This window comes from Mycobacterium sp., assembly GCF_052144515.1.
Lineage (GTDB): Bacteria > Actinomycetota > Actinomycetes > Mycobacteriales > Mycobacteriaceae > Mycobacterium.
On record NZ_JBKQQD010000024.1, the window covers coordinates 1 to 26,495 of the forward strand.

Annotated in this window: 24 protein-coding genes; 14 read left to right on the plus strand and 10 right to left on the minus strand. The window is 67.8% G+C overall.

The features are described 5' to 3' along the window. Window positions 1–32: 32 nt before the first annotated feature. On the minus strand, window positions 33–572 hold the full coding sequence (locus ACLP9N_RS01085; RefSeq protein WP_442405693.1) for a fasciclin domain-containing protein: 540 nt from the start codon (window positions 570–572) through the stop codon (window positions 33–35). Between the two features lie 366 nt (window positions 573–938). Here ACLP9N_RS01085 and dxr point away from each other — a divergent pair, with 366 nt between their 5' ends. From dxr to ACLP9N_RS01155, 14 genes are all read left to right on the plus strand, one after another. After that, a complete protein-coding gene (gene dxr, locus ACLP9N_RS01090) occupies window positions 939–2,138 on the plus strand; it encodes a 1-deoxy-D-xylulose-5-phosphate reductoisomerase (RefSeq protein WP_442405662.1) in 1,200 nt (399 codons plus the stop codon). Between the two features lie 8 nt (window positions 2,139–2,146). After that, entirely contained in the window at window positions 2,147–3,370 is a 1,224-nt protein-coding gene (locus ACLP9N_RS01095; RefSeq protein WP_442405663.1) for a M50 family metallopeptidase, read from the plus strand. Further along, window positions 3,367–4,512 (plus strand): flavodoxin-dependent (E)-4-hydroxy-3-methylbut-2-enyl-diphosphate synthase, encoded by a 1,146-nt coding sequence (ispG, locus tag ACLP9N_RS01100; RefSeq protein ID WP_442405664.1) that lies wholly within the window; start codon window positions 3,367–3,369, stop codon window positions 4,510–4,512. The genes ACLP9N_RS01095 and ispG overlap by 4 nt, the downstream gene beginning before the upstream one ends. A 47-nt stretch (window positions 4,513–4,559) precedes the next feature. Further along, on the plus strand, window positions 4,560–5,414 hold the full coding sequence (locus tag ACLP9N_RS01105) for a GNAT family N-acetyltransferase (protein ID WP_442405665.1): 855 nt from the start codon (window positions 4,560–4,562) through the stop codon (window positions 5,412–5,414). Window positions 5,415–5,512: 98 nt separating this feature from the next. After that, window positions 5,513–6,415 carry a hypothetical protein gene (locus ACLP9N_RS01110; RefSeq protein WP_442405666.1) on the plus strand — a complete coding sequence of 301 codons (903 nt, stop codon included), beginning with the start codon at window positions 5,513–5,515 and terminating at the stop codon, window positions 6,413–6,415. A 93-nt stretch (window positions 6,416–6,508) separates the two neighbouring features. Beyond that, the gene (locus ACLP9N_RS01115; protein WP_442405667.1) at window positions 6,509–8,329 is read left to right on the plus strand and encodes a penicillin-binding transpeptidase domain-containing protein; all 1,821 of its coding nucleotides are present in this window, start codon (window positions 6,509–6,511) and stop codon (window positions 8,327–8,329) included. Between the two features lie 51 nt (window positions 8,330–8,380). Then, on the plus strand, window positions 8,381–8,977 hold the full coding sequence (locus tag ACLP9N_RS01120; protein WP_442405668.1) for a DUF1707 SHOCT-like domain-containing protein: 597 nt from the start codon (window positions 8,381–8,383) through the stop codon (window positions 8,975–8,977). Window positions 8,978–9,224: 247 nt separating this feature from the next. Continuing rightward, entirely contained in the window at window positions 9,225–10,082 is an 858-nt protein-coding gene (map, locus tag ACLP9N_RS01125) for a type I methionyl aminopeptidase (protein ID WP_442405669.1), read from the plus strand. 19 nt (window positions 10,083–10,101) lie between these two features. Beyond that, window positions 10,102–11,616, plus strand: a complete 1,515-nt coding sequence (locus ACLP9N_RS01130) for a cobyric acid synthase (RefSeq protein WP_442405670.1) — start codon at window positions 10,102–10,104, stop codon at window positions 11,614–11,616. A 166-nt stretch (window positions 11,617–11,782) separates the two neighbouring features. Next, on the plus strand, window positions 11,783–12,337 hold the full coding sequence (locus ACLP9N_RS01135) for an alpha/beta fold hydrolase (protein WP_442405694.1): 555 nt from the start codon (window positions 11,783–11,785) through the stop codon (window positions 12,335–12,337). Window positions 12,338–12,421: 84 nt separating this feature from the next. Beyond that, window positions 12,422–13,774 (plus strand): glutamine synthetase family protein, encoded by a 1,353-nt coding sequence (locus ACLP9N_RS01140; protein WP_442405671.1) that lies wholly within the window; start codon window positions 12,422–12,424, stop codon window positions 13,772–13,774. Next, complete coding sequence (locus ACLP9N_RS01145; protein ID WP_442405672.1) at window positions 13,761–14,504, plus strand: gamma-glutamyl-gamma-aminobutyrate hydrolase family protein; 744 nt, start codon at window positions 13,761–13,763, stop codon at window positions 14,502–14,504. The genes ACLP9N_RS01140 and ACLP9N_RS01145 overlap by 14 nt, the downstream gene beginning before the upstream one ends. Further along, the gene (locus tag ACLP9N_RS01150; protein ID WP_442405673.1) at window positions 14,504–15,871 is read left to right on the plus strand and encodes an aldehyde dehydrogenase family protein; all 1,368 of its coding nucleotides are present in this window, start codon (window positions 14,504–14,506) and stop codon (window positions 15,869–15,871) included. The genes ACLP9N_RS01145 and ACLP9N_RS01150 overlap by 1 nt, the downstream gene beginning before the upstream one ends. Further along, window positions 15,871–16,647, plus strand: coding sequence for a 3-oxoacyl-ACP reductase (locus tag ACLP9N_RS01155; RefSeq protein ID WP_442405674.1), 777 nt, complete (start codon window positions 15,871–15,873; stop codon window positions 16,645–16,647). The genes ACLP9N_RS01150 and ACLP9N_RS01155 overlap by 1 nt, the downstream gene beginning before the upstream one ends. Window positions 16,648–16,654: 7 nt before the next feature. Here the strand turns inward: ACLP9N_RS01155 and ACLP9N_RS01160 are convergent, their stop codons facing one another. The 9 genes from ACLP9N_RS01160 to hypF all read right to left on the minus strand — a co-directional run bounded on the left by ACLP9N_RS01160 (window position 16,655) and on the right by hypF (window position 26,494). Continuing rightward, on the minus strand, window positions 16,655–17,590 hold the full coding sequence (locus ACLP9N_RS01160) for a PPE family protein (RefSeq protein WP_442405675.1): 936 nt from the start codon (window positions 17,588–17,590) through the stop codon (window positions 16,655–16,657). A gap of 659 nt (window positions 17,591–18,249) precedes the next feature. After that, window positions 18,250–19,380 (minus strand): alkaline phosphatase family protein, encoded by a 1,131-nt coding sequence (locus ACLP9N_RS01165; RefSeq protein WP_442405676.1) that lies wholly within the window; start codon window positions 19,378–19,380, stop codon window positions 18,250–18,252. A 4-nt stretch (window positions 19,381–19,384) separates the two neighbouring features. Then, window positions 19,385–20,176, minus strand: coding sequence for a DUF6390 family protein (locus tag ACLP9N_RS01170; RefSeq protein WP_442405677.1), 792 nt, complete (start codon window positions 20,174–20,176; stop codon window positions 19,385–19,387). Next, on the minus strand, window positions 20,173–21,303 hold the full coding sequence (gene hypD / locus ACLP9N_RS01175) for a hydrogenase formation protein HypD (RefSeq protein WP_442405678.1): 1,131 nt from the start codon (window positions 21,301–21,303) through the stop codon (window positions 20,173–20,175). Before hypD ends, ACLP9N_RS01170 begins: the two co-directional genes overlap by 4 nt. Window positions 21,304–21,313: 10 nt before the next feature. Continuing rightward, on the minus strand, window positions 21,314–21,586 hold the full coding sequence (locus ACLP9N_RS01180) for a HypC/HybG/HupF family hydrogenase formation chaperone (protein WP_442405679.1): 273 nt from the start codon (window positions 21,584–21,586) through the stop codon (window positions 21,314–21,316). Window positions 21,587–21,607: 21 nt separating this feature from the next. Then, complete coding sequence (gene hypE / locus ACLP9N_RS01185) at window positions 21,608–22,720, minus strand: hydrogenase expression/formation protein HypE (RefSeq protein ID WP_442405680.1); 1,113 nt, start codon at window positions 22,718–22,720, stop codon at window positions 21,608–21,610. After that, complete coding sequence (locus ACLP9N_RS01190) at window positions 22,717–23,403, minus strand: D-sedoheptulose-7-phosphate isomerase (protein ID WP_442405681.1); 687 nt, start codon at window positions 23,401–23,403, stop codon at window positions 22,717–22,719. The genes hypE and ACLP9N_RS01190 overlap by 4 nt, the downstream gene beginning before the upstream one ends. Beyond that, entirely contained in the window at window positions 23,400–24,146 is a 747-nt protein-coding gene (locus ACLP9N_RS01195) for a HypC/HybG/HupF family hydrogenase formation chaperone (protein WP_442405682.1), read from the minus strand. The genes ACLP9N_RS01190 and ACLP9N_RS01195 overlap by 4 nt, the downstream gene beginning before the upstream one ends. Continuing rightward, on the minus strand, window positions 24,143–26,494 hold the full coding sequence (gene hypF / locus ACLP9N_RS01200; protein ID WP_442405683.1) for a carbamoyltransferase HypF: 2,352 nt from the start codon (window positions 26,492–26,494) through the stop codon (window positions 24,143–24,145). The genes ACLP9N_RS01195 and hypF overlap by 4 nt, the downstream gene beginning before the upstream one ends. Between the last annotated feature and the right edge of the window lies 1 nt (window position 26,495).

Genomic DNA, 26,495 nt, shown 5'->3' on the forward strand with positions numbered 1-26,495 from the left:
CGCCCCAAAATCCTCTCTCGCTGGCCGCTGCCTTACTGGTTTGGCGGCATCAGGACGGTGTCGATCATGTACACCTGCGCGTTTGCGGTGGACACGCCGCCGCAGACCAGGCCCGCATCGTTGACCTTGAGGTCATTGCCGGCGCCGGTGACATTGAGCGTGGCCCCTTGCAGCGTGGCGTGCTGACCGCCTACCTGTGCCGGGCTCAGCTGTCCGCTCACCACGTGATACGTCAGGATCTTCTTCAACAGCGGCCCGTCGGTCTTGAGCTTGTCCAGCGTTGCCGCGTCGAGTTTGGCGAACGCCGCGTCGGTCGGAGCGAACACGGTGAATTGGCCGTTGTTGAGCGTGTCGACCAAGTTCACCTGGGGGTTGAGCTTGCCCGACAGCGCCGAGGTCAGCGTGGTCAGCATCGGATTGTTCGACGCCGCGACGGCAACCGGGTCCTGCGCCATCCCGGCCACCGATCCCGGCCCGCTAGGCACCTGTTGGGCGTAGCTCGCGCAACCGGAGCCGATGAGGTTGGCCGACGGGCTCGCGGTTGTCGGTGTTGCTGTGGCCCCGGAGGCGATCGTCGACGTCGTTGAGCCAGCGGGCCCAGACGTGGTCGAACTGGCGACCCCACCCTTGCTCGAGCACCCCGCTAACAGCACCACCGCGATCACGCCGACACCGGCCGCGGCAGATACCTTGCGTTTCAGACCCGTACTCACTTATTCGACTCCCTTGTCGCTCGTGCCTGCTCTTTTGTGGTTGCGGACCACAACCGGACCCGAAGGCAGCACGTCGATCGCGAAGTGCCGTCACCGGTTGTGGGCGCCGCAATTGCTATTCGGCGCCGTTCGCGTCGTGGATGTGTGGTGGCTTCAACTCCGGCTCCGGGCCGCTGCATCGCCCGCTGCTTGGCCCGCATCGTCGCCGGGCGGCACAATGAGTAAGTGACCAACTCGCCGACCCAACGGCACGCCGACGGCCGTCTGCGCGTGCTGGTGCTGGGCAGTACCGGCTCAATCGGCACCCAGGCGCTGGAGGTCATCGCCGCCAACCCAGACCGTTTCGAGGTAGTCGGGCTGGCCGCCGGGGGCGCCAACGTGGACACGCTGCGGCGCCAGCGCGCCGAGACCGGGGTGACCAACATCGCCGTCGCCGACGAGCGGGCGGCCGAGAAGGTGGGCCAAGAAATCGGGGGGGTCCCCTATCACGGTCCCGACGCGGTCACCCGGCTCGTCGAGGAGACCGAAGCCGACGTCGTCCTCAACGCGCTGGTCGGGGCGCTGGGCCTGCGACCGACGCTGGCCGCGCTGGAGTCGGGTGCCCGGCTCGCGCTGGCCAACAAGGAATCGCTGGTCGCGGGCGGACCACTGGTGTTGCGGGCCGCGCGGCCGGGCCAGATCGTGCCCGTCGACTCCGAGCATTCCGCGCTGGCGCAGTGCCTGCGCGGTGGTAGCCCCGACGAAGTCGCCAAGCTGGTGCTGACCGCCTCCGGCGGGCCGTTTCGCGGCTGGGCCGCCGCCGACCTCGAGGCCGTCACGCCCGAGCAGGCCGGCGCCCACCCGACCTGGTCGATGGGCCCGATGAACACGCTGAACTCGGCGTCGCTGGTCAACAAGGGGCTCGAGGTCATCGAAACGCATCTGCTGTTCGGCATCGACTACGACCGCATCGAGGTGGTCGTGCACCCTCAGTCGATTGTTCATTCGATGGTCACCTTCGTCGACGGCTCGACGATCGCTCAAGCCAGCCCCCCGGACATGAAGCTGCCCATTTCCCTGGCGCTGGGCTGGCCCCGGCGGGTGCCCGGCGCGGCGGCGTCCTGCGACTTCAACACCGCGTCTACCTGGGAGTTCGAGCCGCTGGACACCGCCGTCTTCCCCGCGGTTGAGCTGGCCCGGCACGCCGGCCAGGTCGGTGGCTGCATGACCGCCGTCTACAACGCCGCCAATGAAGAAGCGGCTGCGGCGTTCCTTGAGGGACGGATCGGTTTCCCCGCGATCGTCGGCACCATCGCCGAGGTACTGCGCGCTGCCGACCAATGGGCCGTGGAACCAGCTACCGTGGATGACGTACTCGCAGCGCAGCGCTGGGCCCGCGCGCGAGCGCAACGCGAGGTTTCCGGAAAGGTCTTAGAAAGGTCCTAATAGCGGAGATGATGTTCGTTCTCGGCATTGTGCTGTTCGCACTGGCCATCCTGATCTCGGTGGCCCTGCACGAGTGTGGCCACATGTGGGTGGCGCGCGCCACCGGCATGAAGGTGCGCCGCTACTTCGTCGGCTTCGGGCCCACGCTGTGGTCCACCCGGCGCGGTGAAACCGAATACGGCGTCAAGGGCGTTCCGCTCGGCGGATTCTGCGACATCGCCGGCATGACCCCGGTCGAGGAACTCGCCCCCGACGAGCAGGACCGCGCCATGTACAAGCAGGCCACCTGGAAGCGGGTCGCGACGCTGTTCGCCGGGCCGGGGATGAACTTCGTCATCTGCCTGGTGCTGATCTACGGCATCGCGCTGGCGTGGGGACTGCCGAACCTGCACCCGCCGACAAATGCGGTGGTCGGCGAAACCGGCTGTGTCGCAAAGGAAGTCGCCGCAGGAAAGCTCGACAAGTGCGACGGTCCCGGCCCGGCGGCGCAGGCCGGGATCCGCCCGGGCGACGTCGTCGTCAAGGTCGGTGACACCCCAGTGTCCAGCTTCGAGGACATGGCCGCCGCGGTCCGCAAAATGCAGGGCACGGTGCCGGTCGTCGTGCAGCGCGACGGCACCACGATCACCACCTACGTTGCGGTCCAGTCCACCCAGCGCTTCCTCACTAATGGGGCCAACGGACAGGGCGGTCAACCCGAGGCGGCCACCGTCGGCGCCATCGGAGTCGGAGCCCCGCGTCTGGTGCCCACGCGCTACGGCGTCTTCTCGGCCGTGCCCGCCACATTCGCCTTCGCCGGCGATCTGACCGTCGAGGTGGGCAAGTCGCTGGTCACCATCCCGACCAAGGTCGGTGCGCTGGTGCACGCTATCGGTGGTGGTCAGCGCGACCCGCAGACGCCGATGAGCGTCGTCGGGGCCAGCATCATCGGGGGCGACACCGTCGATCAAGGGCTGTGGGTGGCGTTCTGGTTCTTCCTGGCCCAGTTGAACCTGATCCTGGGTGCCATCAACCTGCTGCCGTTGCTGCCGTTCGATGGCGGTCACATCGCCGTCGCGGTGTTCGAGAAGCTCCGCAACATGGTCCGGTCGGCCCGCGGCAAAGTCGCGGCCGCGCCGGTGAACTACCTCAAACTCATGCCCGCCACGTACGTGGTGCTGGTGTTCGTCGTCGGGTACATGCTGTTGACCGTGACCGCCGATCTGGTCAACCCGATCAGGTTGTTCCAGTGAGTATCGGCCTGGGTATGCCGCAACCGCCGGCACTGACGCTCGCTCCGCGGCGCACCACCCGCCAGCTCATGGTCCGCGACGTCGGGGTCGGCAGCGACTATCCGATCTCGGTGCAGTCGATGTGCACCACCAAAACTCACGACGTCAACGCGACGTTGCAGCAGATCGCAGAGTTAACCGCAACCGGCTGTGACATCGTCCGGGTGGCCTGCCCGCGCCAGGAAGACGCCGACGCGCTGGCCGAGATCGCCCGGCACAGCGGGATTCCGGTGATCGCCGACATCCACTTCCAGCCGAAGTACATCTTCGCCGCCATCGACGCCGGGTGCGCCGCCGTGCGGGTAAACCCCGGCAACATCAAGGAATTCGACGGCCGAGTCGGCGAGGTCGCCAAGGCCGCGGGTGCGGCCGGCATCCCGATCCGCATCGGCGTCAACGCCGGCTCGCTGGACAAGCGGTTCATGGAGAAGTACGGCAAGGCCACCCCCGAAGCGCTGGTCGAATCGGCGCTGTGGGAGGCCTCGCTGTTCGAGGAGCACGGCTTCGGCGACATCAAGATCAGCGTCAAGCACAACGACCCGGTGGTGATGGTCGCCGCCTACGAGCAGCTGGCCGCCCAATGCGATTACCCGCTGCACCTCGGCGTCACCGAGGCCGGTCCCGCCTTCCAGGGCACCATCAAGTCCGCGGTCGCCTTCGGGGCGCTGTTGTCCCGGGGCATCGGCGACACCATTCGGGTGTCGCTGTCGGCGCCGCCGGTCGAGGAAGTCAAGGTCGGCAACCAGATTCTTGAGTCGTTGAACCTGCGGCCCCGCGGGCTCGAGATCGTGTCCTGCCCGTCGTGCGGCCGGGCCCAGGTCGACGTCTATAAGTTGGCCAACGAGGTCACCGCCGGCCTGGACGGCCTGGACGTGCCGTTGCGAGTGGCCGTGATGGGGTGCGTCGTCAATGGTCCGGGGGAGGCCCGTGAGGCCGACCTGGGCGTCGCGTCGGGAAACGGTAAAGGCCAGATTTTCGTCAAGGGCGAGGTGATCAAGACCGTTCCCGAGGCGCAGATCGTCGAGACGTTGATCGAGGAAGCCATGCGGCTCGCATCAGAGATGGGAACAGCGAGCGGTTCGCCAATTGTGACCGTAAGCTGATGAGGGCCGTTTGAAGGCCGTCAGTTCGCACCACGGAGAGTACTGAGATGTCGGCTCCGCCCATCCTTCGCCTGATCGGCGACCGGCGGGTGTCCGTGGTGCGCGACGCCGCCGCCGCCTGGCGGGTGTTCGACGAGGACCCCGTTGGGTCGTGCATGGTCGCGGCCCGGGTCACCGACCACGGCGTCGATCCCAATTCGATTGGCGGCGAGCTGTGGACGCGGCGCGGCGTGGAGGAGTCGCTGTGCTTCGCGGGTGCCAACCTCATCCCGCTGCGCGGCGGACCGGCCGACCTGAACGCATTCGCCGACGAGGCGATGAGCGGTTCGCGGCGCTGTTCGTCGCTGGTCGGCAGGGCCGACTTGGTATTGCCCATGTGGCAGCGGCTCGAGCCGGCCTGGGGTCCGGCGCGCGACGTGCGCGACAACCAACCCCTGATGGCGCTGACGATGTACCCCAAGTGCGAGATCGACACCGGCGTGCGCCAGGTTCAGCCGGACGAACTGGACGCTTACCTGGTCGCCGCCGTCGACATGTTCATTGGCGAAGTGGGCGTCGACCCGCGGCTCGGCGACGGCGGTCGCGGCTACCGTCGGCGGGTTGCCAGTCTCATCGCGGCTGGACGGGCGTGGGCCCGCTTTGAGAAGGGTGAGGTCATCTTCAAGGCTGAGGTGGGATCGCAATCTCCGACGGTCGGACAGATCCAAGGGGTCTGGGTTCATCCCGAGCGGCGCGGCCTCGGGCTGGGCACTCGCGGCACCGCGACGTTGGCCGCCGTGATCGTCGGCACCGGGCGCATCGCCAGCCTGTATGTGAACAACTTCAACACGGTCGCCCGCGCCGCGTACGCCCGCATCGGCTTCACCGAGGTCGGCACCTTCGCCACCGTGCTGCTGGACTAGCGCTCGCCGCCGCTCGAAGGCCAGCGGGCGTCGTATATTCTGGCCGCCGACGCCTTCCGCTCCGGGTGCACACGGACATTCACTGTGATGGGGAGCACATGTCCGAGTTCAATACGCCCAAGCGCCGACCAGTGCGCAACGCGCTGCACGCCGCGATGAGCGCGGCGCCTGCTCAGCGCGCCGCAGCCGAGGCGGCGGCGACGGACTTCCACCAAGGTCTGTGGCCCGCATTGCGCGCCGAGATCCGCTGGGCGTTCACGCCGCCGCGCGTCTGGCTCACGGGCGTCATGGCCAACCTAGTTCTCGCGGTGGCGTGGTTAGTGGCCCAACGCCTGACCGCTCCGCACGTGCACCGGGCCCCGTCCCACTACCACCACGCCGGCTTTTACCACCACCACCAGCTCGACTGGGTGATCCTGATCAGCGCCTACTTCGCCTCGTTCGTGCTCGCCGATGTCACCACCACCAACGTGCTGGGCGCCGATCACCACCGCGTCGCCAAGGGGTTGTCGGAGGGCGCGCCGTTTTGGCGGGTCTTACTGCTGAAAAACCTGACCCTGCTCGTGATCGTCGGGCTGCCCACCTTGTTGGTGGCGATGGCGTTGACGCTGTGGAAGCAGACGCCGGCGGGGTTGGGTGACACGATCCCCAACGTCGCGGTGCCCATCGTGTCCTGGCTGGGCGTGAGCAACATGATCTCGGTGCTGCTGCCGGTCGGCTCGCGACCGCTGATGCAACGCTGGCACGATCGGCGCAACTGGCGCCGCACCGGCATCTGGATCCTCGCCCTGACGCTCCCTTACGCGCTGTACTACGTCGCCGACCCGATGGGCGGGGTGGAGCACAAAATGTTGTGGACGTGGGTCCCAGCGGCGATCGGACCGGTGTTCGGGCGCGACACAAAAAGTTTCGTGCATCTCGGCATCGCCGTAATCGTCTGGGCGGCCGGCACTCTCGTGGCCTGCCGGTGGGAGCGCAAGCGCGGACTGCAGTTCAGATGACTTTGTGGGCGGGTGAGCGCCGACTTCAGATCACAGTTGGGTCTCGGTGTGTCTGCGCCCCTGTCCGAGTCCTCGTTCCTAACATCAGTACCGATGGCAACAAGAATAACTCTGATATCAGTGGTCCCAGTGGTCGCAGGCCTGCTCGTCGCGGTGGTCGCGGTATCGGGATGCACCCCGCGGCCCGAGGGGCCCGGCCCCGCGGCGGAGAAGTTCTTTCGCGCGCTGGCCGTCGGCGACACCGGGACGGCCGCCCAGGTCAGCGACAACCCCAACGAAGCCCGGGAAGCGCTCAACGCGGCCTGGGCCGGGCTCCAGGCCACCCACCTGGACGCGCAGGTGCTCAGCTCGAAATACGCCGAGGACACCGGCACCGTCAACTACCGCTTCACCTGGCACCTGCCCAAGAACCGGACCTGGAGCTACGACGGCCAGTTGAAGATGGCGCGCGACGAGGGGCACTGGCAGGTCCGGTGGGCCGCCACCGGGCTGCATCCCAGGCTGGGTGAGCATCAGACGTTCGCGCTGCGGGCCGATCCGCCGCGGCGCGCCTCGGTGAACGAACTGGGCGGCAGCGATGTCCTGGCGCCGGGGTACCTGTATCACTACACCCTGGACGCGACGCAGGCCGGGCCCGCCCTGATCGAGACGGCGCACGCGGTGGTCGACGCCCTGCATCCCTTTAACGACACGCTCAACGACCCGCAGCTGCTGGCGGAAAAGGCCAGCTCGGCAACCGAGCCGCTGGATTTGGGTGTCACCTTGCACCCCGACGACAACGACAAGGTCGCTCCGGCGATCGGCAGGCTGCCCGGCGTCGTGATCACACCCCTGGCCGACATCCTGCCGACCGATCCGCATTTCGCGCCGGCGGTCGTCGCCGAGGTGAAAAAGGCCGTGATCAACCAGCTCGACGGTCAGGCGGGCTGGCGGATCGTCAGCGTCAACCAGAACGGTGTCGACGTCGCGGTGCTGCACGAGGTCGAGGGGTCTCCGGCGCCGTCGGTCTCGATCACGTTGGACCGGGTGGTGCAGAATGCCGCGCAGCACGCGGTGGGCACCCGCGGCGGCAAAGCGATGATGGTCGTGATCAAGCCGTCGACGGGGGAGATCCTGGCGATCGCACAGAACGCGGGGGCGGACAGTCAGGGTCTGGTCGCCACCACCGGCCTGTTCCCGCCCGGGTCGACGTTCAAGATGATCACGGCCGGCGCCGCCGTCGATCGCGATATGGCCACGCCCAACACGATGCTGGGTTGCCCGGGCCACATCGACATCGGGCACCGCACCATCCCCAACTACGGCGGCTTCGATCTCGGCGTGGTGCCGATGTCACGCGCGTTCGCCAGTTCGTGCAACACCACGTTCGCCGAGCTGGGCAGCAGGATGCCGCCCCGCGGTCTGACGCAGGCGGCCACCCGGTACGGGCTCGGGCTCGACTATCAAGTGGACGGCATCACAACCCTGACGGGGTCGGTGCCGCCGACCGTGGACCTGGCTGAGCGCACCGAAGACGGCTTCGGCCAGGGCAGGGTGCTGGTCACCCCGTTCGGCATGGCGCTGGTGGCGGCCACGGTCGACGCCGGCAAGACCCCGGTGCCGCAGCTGATCGCCGGCCGGGCGACGACGGTCGAGGGCGACAGCACGCCGATCACCCCGAAGATGGTCGACGCGCTGCGACCGATGATGCGCCTGGTGGTGACCAACGGGACGGCCAAGGAGATCGCCGGCTGCGGTGAGGTGTTCGGCAAGACGGGTGAAGCCGAATTCCCGGGTGGATCGCACTCGTGGTTCGCCGGGTACCGTGGCGACCTTGCGTTCGCGTCGCTGATCGTCGGGGGCGGCAGCTCGGAATACGCGGTCCGGATGACCAAGGTGATGTTCGAGTCGTTGCCGCCGGGCTACCTGACTTAGGGTGCTCCTCCGCCCGTGGACAGCGTAAGTTGCGAAGGTGGGCGAAACATCATGACGGAGACCGGTGGGGACATGCTGGCTCCGATGTCACTGCGGGTGTCGGATGCCGACCGCAACGGCACGATGCGGCGACTGCACAACGCGGTCGCGCTCGGGCTGATCGATATCAACGAATTCGAGCAGCGCTCGTCGCGGGTGTCCTACGCGCGGACCCGAAACGAGCTGGACGGGCTCGTCAGCGACCTGCCTGGGCCGGGCGCGATTGTCACGTCCGCGGCCGACCGCGTCGAACTGCGCGGTTGGGCAGGCTCACTGAAGCGCCACGGCGAATGGATGGTCCCCACCCGGTTGGCGCTGGTGCGCCGGCTCGGCTCGATCGAGCTCGACCTGACCAAGGCCCGATTTGCCGGGCCGGTGGTGGTCATCGAACTCGACCTGCGGTTCGGCTCGGTCGACATCCGCTTGCCCGACCGTGCCAGCGCCTCCATCGACGACGTCGAAGTTTATGTCGGCAGCGCCAGCGACCGCCGCAAGGACGCCCCGGCGGAGGGAAGCCCGCATGTGGTGTTGACCGGCCGGGTGGTGTGCGGCTCGATAGTCATCCGGGGGCCGCGGCGCTCGTTTCTGCGCCGGCCCGGCCGGGCCTGATTGCCCTCGGCCAGCTCGGTTGCGATGGTCTCAGTGGTCACATGAGTCACCGCGCCGGCAGGTAAGCAATTTGCCCACCTCGCAGCGACAAACCGCCAACGGTTCCACGATCGCCCCGGTGTCGTCGCGCACAGTCGCTGCGAGGCGGGCAAAACGGACAATCCTTCCCGGCTGGGGCCGATGTGGCGGATGTGACAAGACGCCGCGGGGCGGGCGGCGTCGGGCCGTCAGACCGTAAGCTGGCGACATGCCCGCTCGCACCGCGCTTTCACCCGGAGTGTTGTCCCCGACGCTGCCGGTGCCCAACCGCATCCCGCGCCCGGAATACGTCGGCAAGGCGACCGCGCGGGAGGGCACCGAGCCGTGGGTGCAGACACCCGAGGTGATCGAGAAGATGCGCGTCGCCGGCCGTATCGCGGGCGGTGCGCTGGCCGAGGCGGGCAAGGCGGTCGCGCCGGGCGTGACGACCGACGAACTGGACCGGATCGCGCACGAGTACATGGTCGACCACGGCGCCTACCCGTCGACGCTTGGCTACAAGGGATTTCCGAAGTCGTGCTGCACGTCGCTCAACGAGGTCATCTGCCACGGAATCCCCGACTCGACGGTGATCGCCGACGGTGACATCGTCAACATCGACGTCACCGCCTACATCGACGGGGTGCACGGCGACACCAATGCCACCTTCTTGGCCGGCGACGTGTCAGAAGAGCACCGGTTGCTCGTCGAGCGGACCCGCGAGGCGACGATGCGCGCGATCAACGCCGTCAAGCCCGGGCGCGCGTTGTCGGTCGTCGGCCGCGTGATCGAGTCGTATGCAAATCGGTTCGGGTACAACGTGGTTCGCGACTTCACCGGTCACGGCATCGGCACCACGTTTCACAACGGGCTGGTGGTTTTGCACTACGACCAGCCCAGCGTGACGACAATCATGCAGCCGGGCATGACATTCACCATCGAGCCGATGATCAACCTGGGCGCGCTGGACTACGAAATCTGGGATGACGGCTGGACAGTGGTCACCAGGGACCGCAGGTGGACCGCGCAGTTCGAGCACACCCTGCTGGTCACCGACACCGGCGTCGAGATTCTCACCTTGCCGTGAGTGCGCTCGCCCTCACGAGGTGAGCGGGGCTCTGCTGGTTGCGGGCACCAGCTCCGACGCCGGGAAATCCGTTGTGGTGGCGGGTCTGTGCCGGTTGCTCGCGCGCAACGGGGTTCGGGTCGCACCGTTCAAGGCGCAGAACATGTCCAACAATTCCGTCGTCACCGTCGAGGGTGGTGAGATCGGCCGGGCACAGGCTATGCAGGCCCGGGCGGCGGGACTGGAACCCAGCGTGCGGTTCAACCCGATCCTGCTCAAACCGGGCAGTGACCGGACGTCGCAGCTGGTGATTCGCGGGCAGGTCGCAGACTCGGTGACCGCCGCGGGCTACATGCAGCACCGCGACCGGCTGGTCGGCATCGTCATGGACGAATTCTCTTCTCTGCGTGACGAATTCGATGCGGTGATCTGTGAGGGCGCCGGCTCCCCGGCCGAAATAAATTTGCGCGCGAACGATTTGGTCAACATGGGACTGGCCAGGGCCGCGAACCTGCCGGTGGTCGTGGTCGGCGACATCGACCGCGGCGGTGTTCTGGCGCATCTGTTCGGGACGGTCGCGGTGCTCGAGCCCGACGACCAGGCGCTGATCGCGGGCTTCATCATCAACAAGTTCCGCGGCGATCCGGCGCTGCTCGAGCCGGGGCTGGACCAATTGTTCGACTTGACCGGGCGCCCCACCTACGGGGTGCTGCCGTATGCCCACGACCTGTGGATCGACGCCGAGGATGCGCTGTCGGTGCTGGCGCATGGTGTCGTCGGCGCGCCGGCACCCCCGCGGGGCGACGAGTGGCTGCGGGTGGCCGCGGTGCGGCTGCCCCGGATTTCCAACTCCACCGACATCGAGGCGCTGGCCTGCGAGCCGGGCGTGCTGGTGCGGTGGGTCACCGACCCGGGCGAATTGGCCGAGGTCGATCTGATAGTTCTTCCCGGTACCAAGGCCACCGTTGCCGACCTGTCCTGGCTGCACGATCGCGGCCTGAGCGGCCCGATCGCAGCCCACTGCAGCGCGGGCAAGCCGGTACTGGGCATCTGCGGGGGCTTTCAGATGTTGTGCCGGCGCATCGTGGACGGGATCGAATCCGGGGCCGGGGAAGTCGCGGGGCTGGGGCTGTTGGATGCCGACATCGCCTTCGCTGCGGACAAGGTCCTGCGCCGCTGGCCGCCTCCCCTGAGCGGATACGAGATCCATCATGGGCGGCTCACCCGGTGGGACGAGGCCAGCTGGTTCGATGTCGGCTCTGCGCCAGATGAGCCGCAGGGTTTGGTGCGCGGCGCGGTTTTCGGCACCCACTGGCACGGCCTGCTGGACAACGACGATTTTCGTCGCCAGTGGCTCGTTGGGGTGGCCGAGGCGGCCGGGCGCAGCGGGTTCGTCGTGGCCGATGATGTCGATGTCGCGCAGCGCCGCGACGCGCAGTTGGTGTTGATGGCCGATCTGTTGGCGTCTCATCTCGACGTGGAGACGGTGGTCGGGCTGATCGACGGGGGACCGCCACCGCGCCCGTGCATTGTCAGCGGTTTTCGATCAGTGTGAGCTCAAAGGAAGCAGAGCCAAAACGTTGCTGCCGCAATAAATCTGGGTTGCGAGCTGGTAAGTCGGTTGTGCGTGCGCGCCGCCGCGGTTGACAGTGGGTTGTGGGTACCGGCGAAAACGACCCGTATGCAGGCCGATTAGCTGTTAACGTGCGACAGTGCCCTCGATGATGACCACGCTCGACGGTATTCCGATTCCCGTGGCCGTTGCGGGTCCTGACAAGGGCGTCGTCGTCGTCATTCTCGGCGCTGAGCAGCGCGCGCCCGCCGCTTACGACGCGGTGTGTGAACGCCTGCATACCGCGTCGCTGCGGACCGTCGTCATCGGCCCCGACCCGCGGCTGACCGGCAAGTCGGTGATCGGCATCCTCGACTCCCTGGGCATCGGGTGGGCGGTGGTGGTTGGCGACCGTGCCGGCGCCGAGCTGGCGTGGAAGCTCGCGGCAACCAGGTTGGGCCGGTTCGTCGGTCTGGTGGCCATCGACCGCGGGCATCCGCGGGTGGCCGATCTCGAGGGCGTCGTGCGCGATGAAGAGTGCCCGCCGGTGGAGGTCGCCACCACCGTTTTGGTCAGCTCCCCGGCCGCCCGGGCAATCGCCCGCGACAGCCAGCGTTTCGTCTACGCCGACTACCGGATGGTGGACCTGCTCGGGCGGCGCAACGCGCAGGAGTCCACCGCGCAGTTGGCCGCCGAGATCGTGTTGCGCACCAGCAGCTGGTAGCACCGCCGCCCAGTGCTGCACCGCGGAGCGGTTTAGGCTTGCGCATGGCCTGGCCCGCTGGGGTCACGTGCGGGAAGGTATCCGATGTTGTCGTTAGCCGAACTGGAGCGAATGGTCGCGGCCGGCGATGTCGACACCGTCATCCTGGCGTTTGCCGACATGCAGGGCCGGCTGGTCGGCAAGCGGGTGTCGGGCCGGGATTTCGTCGACGAGTTCGCCGCCCATGGTGCCGAATGTTGCAACTATCTGCTTGCCGTCGACGTCGACATGAACACCGTGGCCGGCTATGCGATGTCCAGTTGGGACACCGGGTACGGCGACATGGTGATGACGCCGGACCTCGGCACCCTTCGGCTCATACCCTGGCTGCCCGGCACGGCGCTGGTGATAACGGATTTGGGCTGGCGCGACGGCAGCGCGGTCGCCGCCGCGCCGCGCAGCATCCTGCGCCGCCAGCTCGAGCGGCTGAGCCAGCAGGGCCTGGCGGCCAACGTCGCCACCGAACTCGAGTTCATGGTGTTCGACGACACCTATCGGCAGGCATGGGCCAGCGGCTACCGCGGGCTGACCCCGGCCAGCGACTACAACGTCGACTACGCCATCTTGGCGTCGTCGCGGATGGAGCCGCTGCTACGTGACATCCGGCTCGGCATGGGAGGCGCGGGTCTGCACTGTGAGGCCATCAAAGGCGAGTGCAATCGGGGCCAGCAGGAGCTCGGGTTCCGTTACGACGATGCGCTGGTCACCTGCGACAACCACACGATCTACAAGAACGGCGCCAAGGAAATCGCCGACCAGCACGGCAAGAGCCTGACGTTCATGGCGAAATACGATGAGCGCGAGGGCAATAGCTGTCACATCCACCTGTCGCTGCGCGCGCAGGACGGCTCCGCGGCGTTCGCCGACAGCAGCAGACCGCACGGCATGTCATCGACATTCGAGAGCTTCCTGGCCGGCGGATTGGCCACCATGGCCGAACTCACGTTGTTCTACGCGCCGAATATCAACTCCTACAAGCGATTTGCCGACGGCAGCTTCGCGCCGACGGCGCTGGCTTGGGGACTGGACAACCGCACCTGCGCGGTGCGGGTCGTCGGCCACGACGACAACATCCGAATGGAATGCCGCGTCCCAGGCGGGGACGTCAACCCGTACCTCGCGGTGGCGGCCCTGGTCGCGGGGGGACTGTACGGGGTGGAGCGCACATTGCGGCCACCCGAGCCGTATCAGGGGAATGCCTACCAAGCGGCCGGGGTGAAGCGGCTGCCCGCCACGCTGGCCGCGGCCGCCGAACTGTTCGACAAGTCAAGCGTCGCGCGGGGGGCGTTCGGCGACGACGTCGTCGCGCATTACCTGAACAACGCCCGAGTGGAGTTGGCGGCGTTCAACGCGGCGGTCACGGACTGGGAGAGGGTACGGGGATTTGAGCGGCTCTAGCGCGAGTCCGCCGGTGGTAGGCCTGACTACTTATCTGGAGCAGGTGCGGACCGGGATCTGGGACGTTCCCGCGGCTTATCTGCCGTCCGATTACTTCGAGGGCGTCATCATGGCCGGCGGCATCGCGGTGCTGCTGCCGCCGCAGCCGGTGGACCCCGACATCACCGCGCGTGTCCTCGACAGCCTGCACGCGCTGGTGATCACCGGGGGCTATGACCTCGACCCCGCCGCCTACAGCCAGCAACCGCATCCGACCACCGACCAGCCGCGCAATGCCCGCGACGCCTGGGAGTTCGCGCTGTTGGAGGGCGCGCTGCAGCGGCGGCTGCCGGTGCTGGGCATCTGTCGCGGTGCGCAGGTGCTCAACGTCGCGTTCGGCGGAACGTTGCACCAGCACCTGCCCGACGTGATCGGCCACGGCGGGCATCGGGCCGGCAACGGTGTGTTCGCCACGTTGCCGGTTCGCACCGTTCCGGGCACCCGGCTGGCCGGGCTGCTCGGGGAGACCGCCAACGCGTTGTGCTACCACCATCAGGCCATCGACAAGATCGGTGAATCCCTGGTGGTCAGCGCGTGGGACGCCGACGGTGTGGTCGAGGCGCTGGAGCTGCCCGGCGATGGTTTCGTGCTTGCCGTCCAGTGGCATCCGGAGCAGTCCCTGGACGACCTGCGGCTGTTCGCGGCGGTGGTGGACGCCGCGCGGTCGTACGCCGATAGCCGGCGAGCCTGATGAGCACCGTGCAACTGATCAATCCTGCCACCGAGGAGGTGCTGCGCACTGTCGAGCACGCCGATGTCGCCGCCGTCGACGATGCGGCGCGGCGGGCGGCGGCGGCCCAGCGGCGCTGGGCGCGGCTGTCGCCGGCCGAACGGGCGGCCGGGCTGCGCGCATTCGCGGCCGCGGTCGACGCCCACATCGACGAGCTGGCCGCCCTCGAGGTCGCGAATTGCGGGCACCCGATCGGGTCGGCCGAATGGGAAGCCGGCCACGTTCGCGACGTGCTGACCTTCTACGCCGCCAGCCCGGAACGCTTGTCCGGCAAGCAGATTCCCGTCGCCGGGGGCCTGGACGTCACGTTCCACGAACCACTGGGCGTGGTCGGGGTGATCACGCCGTGGAACTTCCCGATGATGATCGCGTCCTGGGGAATCGCCCCGGCCCTGGCCGCCGGCAACGCCGTGCTGGTCAAACCCGCCGAGTGGACCCCGCTGACCACCATCCGGCTCGGTGAGTTGGCGGTCGAAGCCGGGCTGGACGAAGACCTGCTGCAGGTGCTGCCCGGTGCGGGCGCGGTGGTGGGGCAGCGGTTCGTCACCAACCCCGGAGTCCGCAAGATCGTCTTCACCGGGTCCACCGAAATCGGCAAGCGCGTGATGGCCGGTGCGGCCGCTCAGGTCAAGCGGGTCACGCTGGAGCTCGGCGGCAAAAGCGCCAACATCGTCTTCGCCGACTGTGACCTGGAACGCGCGGCGGTGACCGCGCCGGCCGGGGTGTTCGACAACGCCGGCCAGGACTGCTGTGCCCGCAGCCGGATCCTGGTGCAGCGCAGCGTTTACGACCGGTTCATGGAGCTGCTCGAGCCCGCGGTGAAACGCGTCGCCGTCGGGGACCCGGGGTCGCGCGACACCGAGATGGGGCCGCTGGTATCCGGCGCGCACCGCGACAAGGTGGCCTCCTACGTGCCCGGCGACGCCCCCGTGGCGTTTCGTGGCACGACACCCGCGGGTCCCGGATTCTGGTTTCCGCCAACGGTTCTCACACCGCAGCGCACCGACCGCGCGGTCACCGAGGAGATCTTCGGCCCGGTCGTCACCGTGCTGGCGTTCGACGACGAGGCCGACGCCGTCGCGCTGGCCAACGACACCGCCTACGGGCTGTCGGGATCGATCTGGACCGACGACCTGTCCCGCGCGCTGCGGGTGTCGCGGGCGGTCGAGGCCGGCAACCTGTCGGTGAACTCGCACTCCTCGGTGCGCTACCACACGCCCTTCGGCGGTTTCAAACAGTCGGGGCTGGGCCGTGAGCTAGGCCCCGACGCGCCGCTGCATTTCACCGAGACCAAAAACGTGTTCATCGCGATCAGCGAGGAGGGCTAGTGATGGACCTGACCCGACGACTGGCGGGCCGGGTGGCGGTCATTACCGGCGGCGGCAGCGGCATCGGCCTGGCCGCGGCGCGACGGATGCGCGCCGAAGGCGCGACTATCGTCGTCGGCGACATCGACGGCGACGCTGGCGCTGCGGCGGCCGAGGAGCTCTCCGGTTTGTTTGTGCCCGTTGATGTTTCCGACGAAGGTGCCGTCAACGCGCTGTTCGACGCCGCGGCACACACTTGCGGCTCGGTTGATATCGCGTTCAACAACGCCGGCATCTCGCCACCCGAGGACGACCTGATCGAGAACACCGAACTGTGGGCGTGGCAACGCGTCCAGGACGTCAACCTCAAATCGGTGTACCTGTGCTGCCGGGCGGCGTTGCGGCACATGGTGCCCGCGCAGAAGGGTTCCATCATCAACACGGCCTCGTTCGTCGCGGTATTGGGGTCGGCGACCTCGCAGATCTCTTACACCGCCTCCAAGGGCGGGGTACTGGCCATGTCACGCGAACTGGGCGTGCAATTCGCCCGGCAGGGCATCCGGGTCAACGCACTGTGCCCCGGGCCGGTCAACACCCCGTTGCTGCAGGAGCTCTTCGCCAAGGACCCGCAGCGGGCCGCACGCCGGCTGGTGCACGTGCCGATCGGCCGGTTCGCCGAGCCCGACGAAATTGCCTCTGCGGTAGCATTTTTGGCCAGCGACGACGCGTCGTTTATCACCGCGTCGACATTCTTGGTGGACGGCGGGATCAGCTCGGCTTATGTGACACCGCTGTGACACCGCTCTAGCTTGGCGGCTCACTGGCATGGACCAGATGGATTGGCTCGCAGATCCAGCCGGGCTGGGATTCCACGGTGAGGGCCGGCGCGGCTTTTGCCCAGCCATGCGGTACCGACAACGTCCCGATCGACGCCCGGCGACCGAAACCCGCGGTAACGCTTGGCTTCTTTAGGAGCGAGCGCAAGGCAGCCGCCGTTTGCAATGCCGCCGCTTTATTCACCGAACTCAGGTGCGTCAGCGCGAAGTCCAAAGGCGCGGTCAGTGAACTCAGCTTCGACAGCGGCGATGTCACGGACGCAAGGGACGCATCGACCGTTGTCAGCGGCGAGGACGATAACGCCTGCAGCGCTTGGGGGATCGCTGACACCACTTGGTGGCCGGCCGACATCACCTGCGGCGCCGACGTCATGGCCCAGGTGCCGACCACACCTTCGCAGGCTGGGCGGGCGGTGGCAGCGGGCGTGCTGAATGGGGTCACCATCGCGGCATCCGCCGAGGCGCTGACATAGGCGTTCGTGGCCGCGGCGCCCTGCACCCACATCTGGTCGTATTCGGCCTCGACGTCCGCGATCGCCGGGCTGAGTTGGCCGAGGCAGTTCGTCGAGGCCAGCGAAATCCGCTGTGCGCGGTTGGCTTCAATCACCGGCGGGGGCACCACGGCCGCCAACGCTGACTCGAAGGCGCTCGCGGCCGTCTTGGCCTGGTTGGCCGCGTGCGCAGCTCGTGCCGCGGCGGCGTCGAGCCAATCTATGTAGGGTGTCGCCGCGCCATGCCAGGCCGCCGCCAGCTTCGAGGTCACCGACCGGTAGTCCGCCAGCCGGGCGTACAGCCGTGCGGCCAGCTTGTCCCAGGCGGCAGCCGCCTCCTTCATAGACCCCGAGCCGGGGCCTGCACACATTCGCCCGGAGTTGATCTCCGGCGGTAGCGTCGCGAAATTCATTGAAACCCTTCCCTCCAAGACATAGACCCAGGGGTTACAGACCCGCGCTATCGAGGCGTGCGCACGTCGATCAGGCGGGTGTGGTCACTGGCCGCTGTGACAACGGCGGCACGAAAGCGTGGCGTCGGGTGGTCAGCGACGGTCGACGCAGAGCTGGGTCAAGATATCTCGATCGGTCGGGGCAGACGCGGGTGCACCGGAGTGGGTGCCGCCCGGCGGAACCCCTGAGGCAGGCCCTCGGGGGGCGAACGAAGCCGGCAACGCCGACCAGTCCGACTGTGGCGACAGGCGGGTCCAAGTCTGCGGCCGTTCGCGTGCCATCCACGCGTGTTTGGTCGGCATCTGATGCGTGGGTGACGAGCCTTGAGCACCAGGTTGGGTATGTACAGCGTTCGCCTCGGCATGGGTCACTTGCCAAGCCGCCGGCAACGGTCCCGCAACCTGGGCGAGCGTGGACGCCCGCATCGCCCAGCCCGTGGTGACGGCGGTGAACAAGCTCAGGGCCGCGACCACAGCGATGGCTAGTTGCAATCGTCGAGGCTTACCGACGCCACCAAATGTCACAGTGGCCCGACCGTACTACCCGGCGATTGAAGCAAGCTGTGAGAATGATCCGAGTCGGGTGTGCGTTTCGGCAGATCAAGTGCCTGTGAGCTGCGTCATCCACTGCGGCACGATGTGAAAACAATTAGCGGGATAGCCATTTCGACTTCGCTGCCCGCGCCGTGAAAGCCGATGAGGCGAGTCATTTCGGCGGGCTCGTGGCCGCTCGCCAGCACCGCCGCATCGCCGGTGCAGACAACGACGACATCGCCGATCCGCGCCAGGTGCGCCGGGCTGACCGGCCCGAACATTCCGGTGGCCACGGCCTGCTCGCGGCTGTAGACCTGGGCCCAGCCAGCTGTCACCTCGGTCCAGGCGGCCTGCACGTCTGCCCTGGCGCCGGGCTCTGTGTGCAGGTAGCGCACCCGCGGTTCGCCGGCGACTACCCGCACTCCCTCGCCCAGCCGCGGGTCGAGGTCGAGGTCGACACGAGCGTCCGCCGCAACGTTGAGACCGCCGTGGTCGGCGGTCACCAGCAGCGCAGCGTTGCCAGGCAATGTCTCGACGAGCCGGGTCAACAGGGCATTGACACCGGCCGCCGCCTCGTGCCAGTGCGACGAGCCGACACCGAACACATGGGCCGCGTTGTCCAGGTCGGCGGTATAGCCGTAGACCAATCCGGGCGCCGCACGTAGCTCATCGGTCAGCTGTTGGGCGTAGCACCCGTTGGGGTGCATGGGCAGGAACTGCGCGCCCCGATACGCCGCATCGGTGAGCCCGCTGCCGATGAACGACTCCGGCAGCACGGCGCGGGCGCTGACGCCGGCTCGCTGCAGCCGCTCGAACCAGGTTGGCAGCGGCTGCCATTGGTTGTGTGGCGGGCCGTCGCGCCACTGAATGTGGGTGAGCACCCGGTCGGTGCCGGGGATGTTGACCGTGAAGCCCAGGATGCCGTGCTCGCCGGGCTGTGCGCCGGTGCCCAGGGACACCAGGCTGGTCGGCGTGGTCGACGGGAAGGTGCACACGAGCTGGCTGAGCCGCCCGACGCCACCGGCGAGCACGGAGGCCAGCAGCGGCGCATCACCGGCCAACTCGGGCAACAGGTGCCAGCCCAGGCCGTCGACCAGCACCACCAAGACCCGATCGACTCGGCCGGCCCCGTCCGCCAATCCCAGCCGATCGGCCGCGCCCGGCACACCCAGCAGCGCGGCGGCGGCGGGCAGCACATCGCAGATTGAACCGGGCACTTGATCAGTTTGGGGTCGGTGTGGCACTCCGCGCCAGCCGTTGGCCGGTAACCCGCAACTGGCGGTCCGTGCTGTCGGCGAGCGCGCGCACCTGATGCGGCTGCAGCCGGCCGCACAGCCGGCCCCAGTGCACCGCGACCTCGTCGCCGACGGCGACGTCGGGCACCGCGCTATACCCGTCGGCCCAGACGTCGAGGCGGCGCGCGCGGGCAGGCGCGAGCGACAGCGATTGACCGTCCCAGGCCAGCCCCTGACACATCACCTCGACGTCATCGCCGGCGCGAGACACCACTGTCCCCCAAGTGATCCGGCAGTTATCCAGCACGCTCAGCGGTTGATCGTCCATACCCCTATTTTTTCCCCGATTTTTTTTAAGGCCCAGAAACCGCGTCCAGGGATACACGCCGAACACGTGGAAACAGTGGTTGCCGGCCGCCTCCCCCGCCAGGTCCGGCGTGAGATGCGACCAATATCGGCCCGCCTGCGGTGCGATGATTTTCAGTAACGCGTCGAAAAAGTCGCCTGCGTCGAGCTCGGCGCCGACGCCACCGCCCAGCCAATACGACTCGACCAGCCGGTAGTCCAGCGGGTCGGCGATGCCGGTCAGCGCGGACAGCACCCGCAGATAGGGCCAGGCCCCGGAGAACTTGGTCGCCGCGCGGCGTACCTCGTCGATCGAGCATTCGCGCAGGGTGGCTCCCAGTGGCGGACCGCAATAGCCCAGGGCGTTGGGCGCGTAGGCGTAGCGGGCGAACATCTGGACACCGGTGGTGTCGGCGGTGTTGTCAGAGGTCAAGTGCGCGCTACCAGTTTGACCACGTCACGGTGCATGCGGCCGAAGTTGTAGTAGGCCGCACACGCCCCTTCGGGGGACACCATGCATGTCCCAATTGGGGTCTCCGGGGTGCACGCGGTGCCGAAAACCTTGCACTCCCAAGGCTTGAGCACACCCTTGAGCACCTCGCCGCACTGGCATGCCTTCGGGTCGGCGACCCGCACGCCGGGCATCGCGAATCGCAGCTCGGCGTCGAACTCCGCGAAGTCATCATGCAGCCGCAGCGCACTCTGCGAGATAAACCCCAGTCCTCGCCACTCGAAGTGCGGACGCAGCGCGAAGACCTTGCCCATCAGCGCCAGCGCCGCCGGGTTGCCGTGCTCGGGCACCACCCGCTTGTACTGGTTCTCTACCTCGCACCGGCCCTCGCGGATCTGCCGCAGCAGCATCGCGACCGCAGCCAGAATGTCCAGCGGCTCGAACCCGGCCACCACCAACGGCTTTCGATAGACTTCGGGCACGAACCGGTACGGCCGGTTGCCCACCACGGTCGACACGTGCCCGGGTCCGATGAAGCCGGACAACCGCAGGTCCGGCGATTCCAGGATGGCCTTGATCGGCGGGACGATCGTGACGTGGTTGCAGAACACGCTGAAATTGGACAGGCCCAGGTCGCGCGCCCGCACCAGCGTCACGGCGGTCGATGGCGCGGTGGTCTCGAAACCGATGGCGAAGAACACCACCTGTTTGTCGGGGTTGTCGATCGCGACCTTCAGCGCGTCCAGCGGCGAGTAGACGAACCGCACGTCGGCGCCGTGCGCCTTGGCGTCCAGCAAGCTACCGACCGACCCGGGCACCCGCATCATGTCGCCGAAACAGGTGAAAATCACATCGGGTTGCCCGGCCAGCCACATCGCGTCGTCGATGCGGCCCATCGGGATCACGCAGACCGGACACCCGGGCCCGTGTACCAGTTCGACATTGTCCGGCAGCAGATGCTCGATGCCGTGCCGGTAAATGGTGTGCGTGTGCCCGCCGCACACCTCCATGAACTTGAAGTGCTCGGGGCCGCTACTTGCCAAGTGCTCTATGGCAGCCAGCAGCTTGCGGGCCGCAGCTGGGTCGCGGAATTCGTCAACGAATTTCATTGGTGTCCCCTCAGACGATGGCCGACGTGTCGAAGGCTTCCATTTCCGTGGTGTAGGCCTCACCCAGCTTCTGCACGGCGGCCAGGGTGAGCAGCGCCTCGGTCTCGTCGATCTTGGCCATCGCGAAGCCGACGTGAACCAGTACCCAGTCGTCGGGCTCGGGCATGTCGTCCTCCAGCAGCCGCACGCTGATGGTGCGCTGCACACCGCTGACGTCTACCTTCGCCAAATAGTCCGCGGGGTCGGTGATCTCAACGATCCGGCCCGGAATGCCCAAGCACATGTCTTCACGTTCCTTTCTGGGTCAGCAGATTCGCGGCAGCGGGTCGCCGACGAGCATGTCGACGATCCGGGTGCCGCCGAACCCGGTACGCAGCACTACGCTTTCGGCCGGTTCGGCGACGATTTCACCGACCTCGGCCGCATCGGTGCCCAGCGGATGTGACCGCAACGCAGCCAGCCCGGACTCGGCCTCCTCGGGCGCGACGACGGCGACGAACTTGCCTTCGTTGGCGACGTAGAGGGGATCGATGCCCAGCAACTCGCAGGCGCCGTTCACCATGGGCCGCACCGGCAGTCGCTCCTCTTCGAGCAGCACCCCGAGGCCGCAGGCCTGGGCCAGTTCGTTGCAGACGGTCCCAACCCCGCCCCGCGTCGCGTCCCGCAGCCAGCGGGTGGACGGGGCTGCCGCCATCAGCAGTTCCACCAGCGGGCTAAGGCAGGCGGTGTCGGAATCGATATCCGCCTCGATGGCCAGGTCGCCCCGGGCCAGCATGACCGCCATGCCGTGATCGCCCATCGAACCCGACAAGAGCACCTTGTCACCGGCGCGGACCGACGCGGGCGAAAGTTTGCGGCCCGCGGGAATGACTCCGGCGCCCGTGGTGGTGACGAAAAGGCCGTCGGCGGCACCCCTGGGCACCACCTTGGTGTCGCCGGTGACGATCTGCACACCGGCCTTGGCGGCGGCGGCGGCCATGTCGGCGACGATCTCCTTCAGTTCCGCGATTGAGAACCCCTCTTCCAGAACGAATGCCGCTGCGATCCAGGACGGCACGGCGCCGGTCATCGCGAGGTCGTTGCAGGTGCCGTGCACGGCGAGCTCGCCGACGGAGCCGCCGGGAAACCGCCTGGGCTGCACTACAAATGAATCGGTGGACATCGCCAGCCGCTCACCGCCGGGCAAGGTGACGACCGCGCCGTCGCCGAGTGACTCCAGCAGCGGGTTGCGGAACGCCTCCATGAACACCGCGTCGAGGAGTGCGGCCGAGGCCTTTCCGCCCGCTCCGTGTGCCAGGGTTACGTGGTCATCGAGCAACCGGGGACGGCGCCTGCGGAACGACTCGATCCGCTCGATCACCTCACCCTCGGCGAACCGCGGCCCCGACGACAGGTATTCACCCGCTGACTTACTCATGCGGCCCCCAAACCCTCGTCGCTGGAACGTTCGTGGGTTGCCAACCACAGCTGATAGCCGAGCAGCGCTTGTGACTCCTGAATGCGGTGCACGCTTTGCGACCGAACGATGAAGCAGGCATCCACATTTGGGTTGTTGGCGAACGCGCCGCCGTCATACCCGGCGAAACCGATTGTGTACAGGCCGCGCTGCCGCGCCTCGGCCAGCGCGGTGAGCAGGTTGGGTGAGTTGCCACTGGTCGACATCGCGATCGCGATGTCACCGGCCTTCGCGCGGGCGATCAACTGGCGGGCGAACACCAGCTCGAACCCGACGTCGTTGCCCAGCGCCGTCACAATCGCCTGATCGGCGGTCAACGACCAGGCCGGCAGGGATTTTTCGCGCCCGCCGATCGGCGGTCTCGCGAACAGCGTCGCCAAGGTGGTGGAATCGGTGCAGCTGCCACCGTTTCCGAACGTGAACATCCGTCCTCCCGCCGCGAAGCGACGCGCCATCTCGGTAGCGGCCACGTTCAGCAGGTCGGCGTTGGCCTCCAGCGTGGTGCGCCGAAGCGCCAGGCTTTCGGCGGCCTTGGCCTGCGCCGATGCGGCCAGGTCGGCAAGCAGCGACTCGGGGTTGTCTTCCTGTGCGTCCCCAACATTCAAGAAGGGATACAAGAAGTTGGTGGGCTCCTCGTGGCTCACGGGCCGTCCTCCTCGTCTAGTTTGCTGATCGCGGTGCCGGCGTGCACCACTACCAGCTCGCCCGCGGCGACAGGGTCGACCAGCGCCGTCACCACATTCTCCGCACCGCGTGCGGTGCGCACGGTGGCGAGCCCGTCGACCGAGGCCGTCACCACTTCGCCCAGGCGGCCTTCGTCACTGCAGGTGACGCACACGGCCTCAGTTTCGCCGAGCGGCGAGTCGGGCTTGAGCAACCCGGAGTGCTCGAAACACACATGGGTGAGCTCCCACAACAGGTGGTAGAACAGCACGAAACCGCCCGTCGCGGGGACCCTGGGGTCGGGGTCGTCGAGCCACAGAACATGGTCCGCTGGGCTAGTTTTGAAGCCGGCTTTGGGCCGCTGCCCGCTGCCGATCCAAATCGTGGTAACGCCCCATGCCAGGCCGCGGCGCATCACCGAACGCACCTGCGCATCATCGGCGCCGGCGACCGCGACGACGATGTCGCCAGGCCGTACCGACACGCGCACCAGATCGACCAGATTGGGCCCGGTCAGCGCGACCGCCGGCAGCGCCCGTTTCCCCATGATCACCGGATGGACGAACTCGACCGCGATGTGCATTGCATGCTGCTCCCACGACGGTGCAATGGACCACATGGTGGCGCCCGCAGCGAACCGCTTAGCCAGAGTGAAAGCGGTGGCGGCTAGATCAGCGGCCAGCCCGCCGTCCAGCCCGCGATCGATCGCGGTCGCGGTGTTCATGAGTGTGCGCCCTCGAGCGCGGTCAGCACGGAGATCGCCGCCTGGCCCAGCGCCAGCCCGCCGTCGTTGGGCGGGACCGTGTGGTGGGTCAGCACTTCAAATCCCGCCCGCTGCAACAGTTCACGACACATCCGAAGCAACAGCACATTCTGGAACACCCCGCCGGTCAGCCCCACCAGCCGCACACCGTCGGCCACCTGACCGATCACCTCGGCGACGGCCCGCGCGACCGCCCGGTGGAAGCTTGCCGCCAACAGCGCCGGTTGCGTGCCCGCGTGCAGGGCCGACACCATCGTCTGCACCAGCGTGGCCGGATCGATCACCCCGTCGGGTCGCACCGTGAGCGGCAGCGACGGGCCGGCCGTGTCGCCGATCGACTCGGCCAGGGCCTCGAGCTCGATGGCGGCCTGCCCCTCATAGTCGATCCGGTGTCGCACGCCCAGCAGCGAAGCGACCGCATCGAACAGTCGGCCCATGCTCGAACATGGCACACAGCCAGTGCTGCTCTCCAATTGGGAACGAATCAGCCGCAATTCGTCCGCCGACCCAACAGCGACCGGCGCCAGATCCGGCGTCCAGTCGATGTCGGCCATCCACAGCTGAGACAGCGCCATTCGCCACGGATTGCGCACGGCCGCATCGCCGCCCGGCAGCGGTACCGGCAACAAATGGCCGACCCGGACGAAGCGGTGACTGTCACGCCCGAGCTTGAGAATCTCGCCGCCCCAGATCGTTTGATCGCAGCCGTAGCCGGTGCCGTCGAACGACACCCCGACAATAGGTTCGCCGACGCGCCCGTGCTCGGCCAGCAGCGACACCACGTGCGCGTGATGGTGCTGAACCAGATCCAGCGGTCGATCGCCCGCGTGGCGCTCAGCCCAACCGCGGGTGTGATACCCGGGATGCAGATCGGCGGCCAATCGCACTGCAGTACAACGTATTTCGCTGAGCTGGCTCACCGCACGCTCGAACGCGCGCAGCGTCTCCCAGGTGGCCATGTCGCCGATGTGGCCGGACAGGTAAGCGCGGGAGCCGTCGGTGAGACAGAAGGTGTTCTTCAGCTCCCCGCCCACGGCCAGCACGGCAGGGCCCTCGCGCCCAATATCGACCGGCAGGGGCGCATAACCACGGGAGCGGCGGATCGGCAACTCGCGATGATCGACGACGCGCACCACCGAGTCGTCGCAGGGCACGTGGATCGGACGGTCGTGGTCGAGGACCGCGTCGCACAACGCTGAAAGCCGATTCGCGGCATCGTCATCGGTAAAGCAGATCGGCTCATCCGAACGGTTGGCGCTGGTCAGCACCAGCGCGTCGGGGGCCTGCCCGCCGGCACCGGGCACGGGCGCCAGCAGCAGGTGATGGAGGGGGGAGTAGGGCAGCATCAGCCCCAGCAGCGGGCTGCCGGGGGCGACGGCGTCGGCGACTGGCGCACCCGGGCGCCGCCGAAGCAACACGATCGGCCGGGCGGGACTCGACAGTACCGCGGCCTCGGTGTCTTCGATGTAGGCGTAGCGGCGCGCGACGTCGAGGTCGCGGACCAGCATGGCGAACGGCTTGGCGCCCCGGGCTTTTCGTGCCCGCAGCGCCCCGACCACCGCCTCGTCGCGGGCAATGCAGGCCAAGTGGTAACCGCCGATTCCCTTGATACCGACCACCGCGCCGGCCGCCAGCGCGCGCTGGGTGGCCGCCAGCGCCGCATCCGCTCCCGTTACCTTTCCGGCTGCTGACGAAAACCACAGCGACGGCCCGCAATCAGGGCAGGCGATCGGTTGTGCGTGAAAACGGCGATCCGCCGGATCGTGGTATTCGGCGGCACACCGCGCACACATGGCGAACCCCGACATGGTGGTGGCCGGACGGTCGTAGGGCAGCTCGCGGATGATGGTGAACCGCGGCCCGCAGTTGGTACAGGTCACGAACGGGTGGCGGTAACGGCGGTGGTGCGGGTCGAACAGCTCGGCTATGCAGTCGTCGCACACGGCGATGTCAGGCGGTATCGGGGTGGTGACACCGCCGACCGCCTGGCTGGCCACGATCCGGAAGTCGCGTCCGCATGCCGCGTCGGTGGCTAGGTCGGTAACGGAGACGCTGCTAATCCGCGCCAGCGGCGGGGCGTCGGCACGAAGCCGGCGCCCGAATTCGGCCACACGCGCGCCTTCCCCCTGCACCTCGAGGAAGACGGCGCCCGAATCGTTGCCGACAAACCCGGCAAGACCCAGGTCGCTGGCGATGCGGTGGACGAACGGACGGAAGCCAACCCCCTGGACAACACCGGTCACGGTGAAGCGCCGCCGCACTTCCTCGGATCCCGAAAACAAGGCAGGCAGCAGGGGGGTGTCGGTCATC

Coding starts and splice junctions, on each gene's coding strand:
- ACLP9N_RS01195 (WP_442405682.1), bottom strand. CDS start 24,146: ATGAACACCGCGACCGCGATCGATCGCGGGCTGGACGGCGGGCTGGCC.
- ACLP9N_RS01140 (WP_442405671.1), top strand. CDS start 12,422: ATGTTGTCGTTAGCCGAACTGGAGCGAATGGTCGCGGCCGGCGATGTC.
- ACLP9N_RS01160 (WP_442405675.1), bottom strand. CDS start 17,590: ATGAATTTCGCGACGCTACCGCCGGAGATCAACTCCGGGCGAATGTGT.
- ACLP9N_RS01115 (WP_442405667.1), top strand. CDS start 6,509: ATGGCAACAAGAATAACTCTGATATCAGTGGTCCCAGTGGTCGCAGGC.
- ACLP9N_RS01095 (WP_442405663.1), top strand. CDS start 2,147: ATGATGTTCGTTCTCGGCATTGTGCTGTTCGCACTGGCCATCCTGATC.
- map (WP_442405669.1), top strand. CDS start 9,225: ATGCCCGCTCGCACCGCGCTTTCACCCGGAGTGTTGTCCCCGACGCTG.
- hypD (WP_442405678.1), bottom strand. CDS start 21,303: ATGAAATTCGTTGACGAATTCCGCGACCCAGCTGCGGCCCGCAAGCTG.
- hypE (WP_442405680.1), bottom strand. CDS start 22,720: ATGAGTAAGTCAGCGGGTGAATACCTGTCGTCGGGGCCGCGGTTCGCC.
- ACLP9N_RS01135 (WP_442405694.1), top strand. CDS start 11,783: ATGATGACCACGCTCGACGGTATTCCGATTCCCGTGGCCGTTGCGGGT.
- ACLP9N_RS01180 (WP_442405679.1), bottom strand. CDS start 21,586: ATGTGCTTGGGCATTCCGGGCCGGATCGTTGAGATCACCGACCCCGCG.
- ACLP9N_RS01110 (WP_442405666.1), top strand. CDS start 5,513: ATGTCCGAGTTCAATACGCCCAAGCGCCGACCAGTGCGCAACGCGCTG.
- ACLP9N_RS01120 (WP_442405668.1), top strand. CDS start 8,381: ATGACGGAGACCGGTGGGGACATGCTGGCTCCGATGTCACTGCGGGTG.
- ACLP9N_RS01105 (WP_442405665.1), top strand. CDS start 4,560: ATGTCGGCTCCGCCCATCCTTCGCCTGATCGGCGACCGGCGGGTGTCC.
- hypF (WP_442405683.1), bottom strand. CDS start 26,494: ATGACCGACACCCCCCTGCTGCCTGCCTTGTTTTCGGGATCCGAGGAA.
- ACLP9N_RS01150 (WP_442405673.1), top strand. CDS start 14,504: ATGAGCACCGTGCAACTGATCAATCCTGCCACCGAGGAGGTGCTGCGC.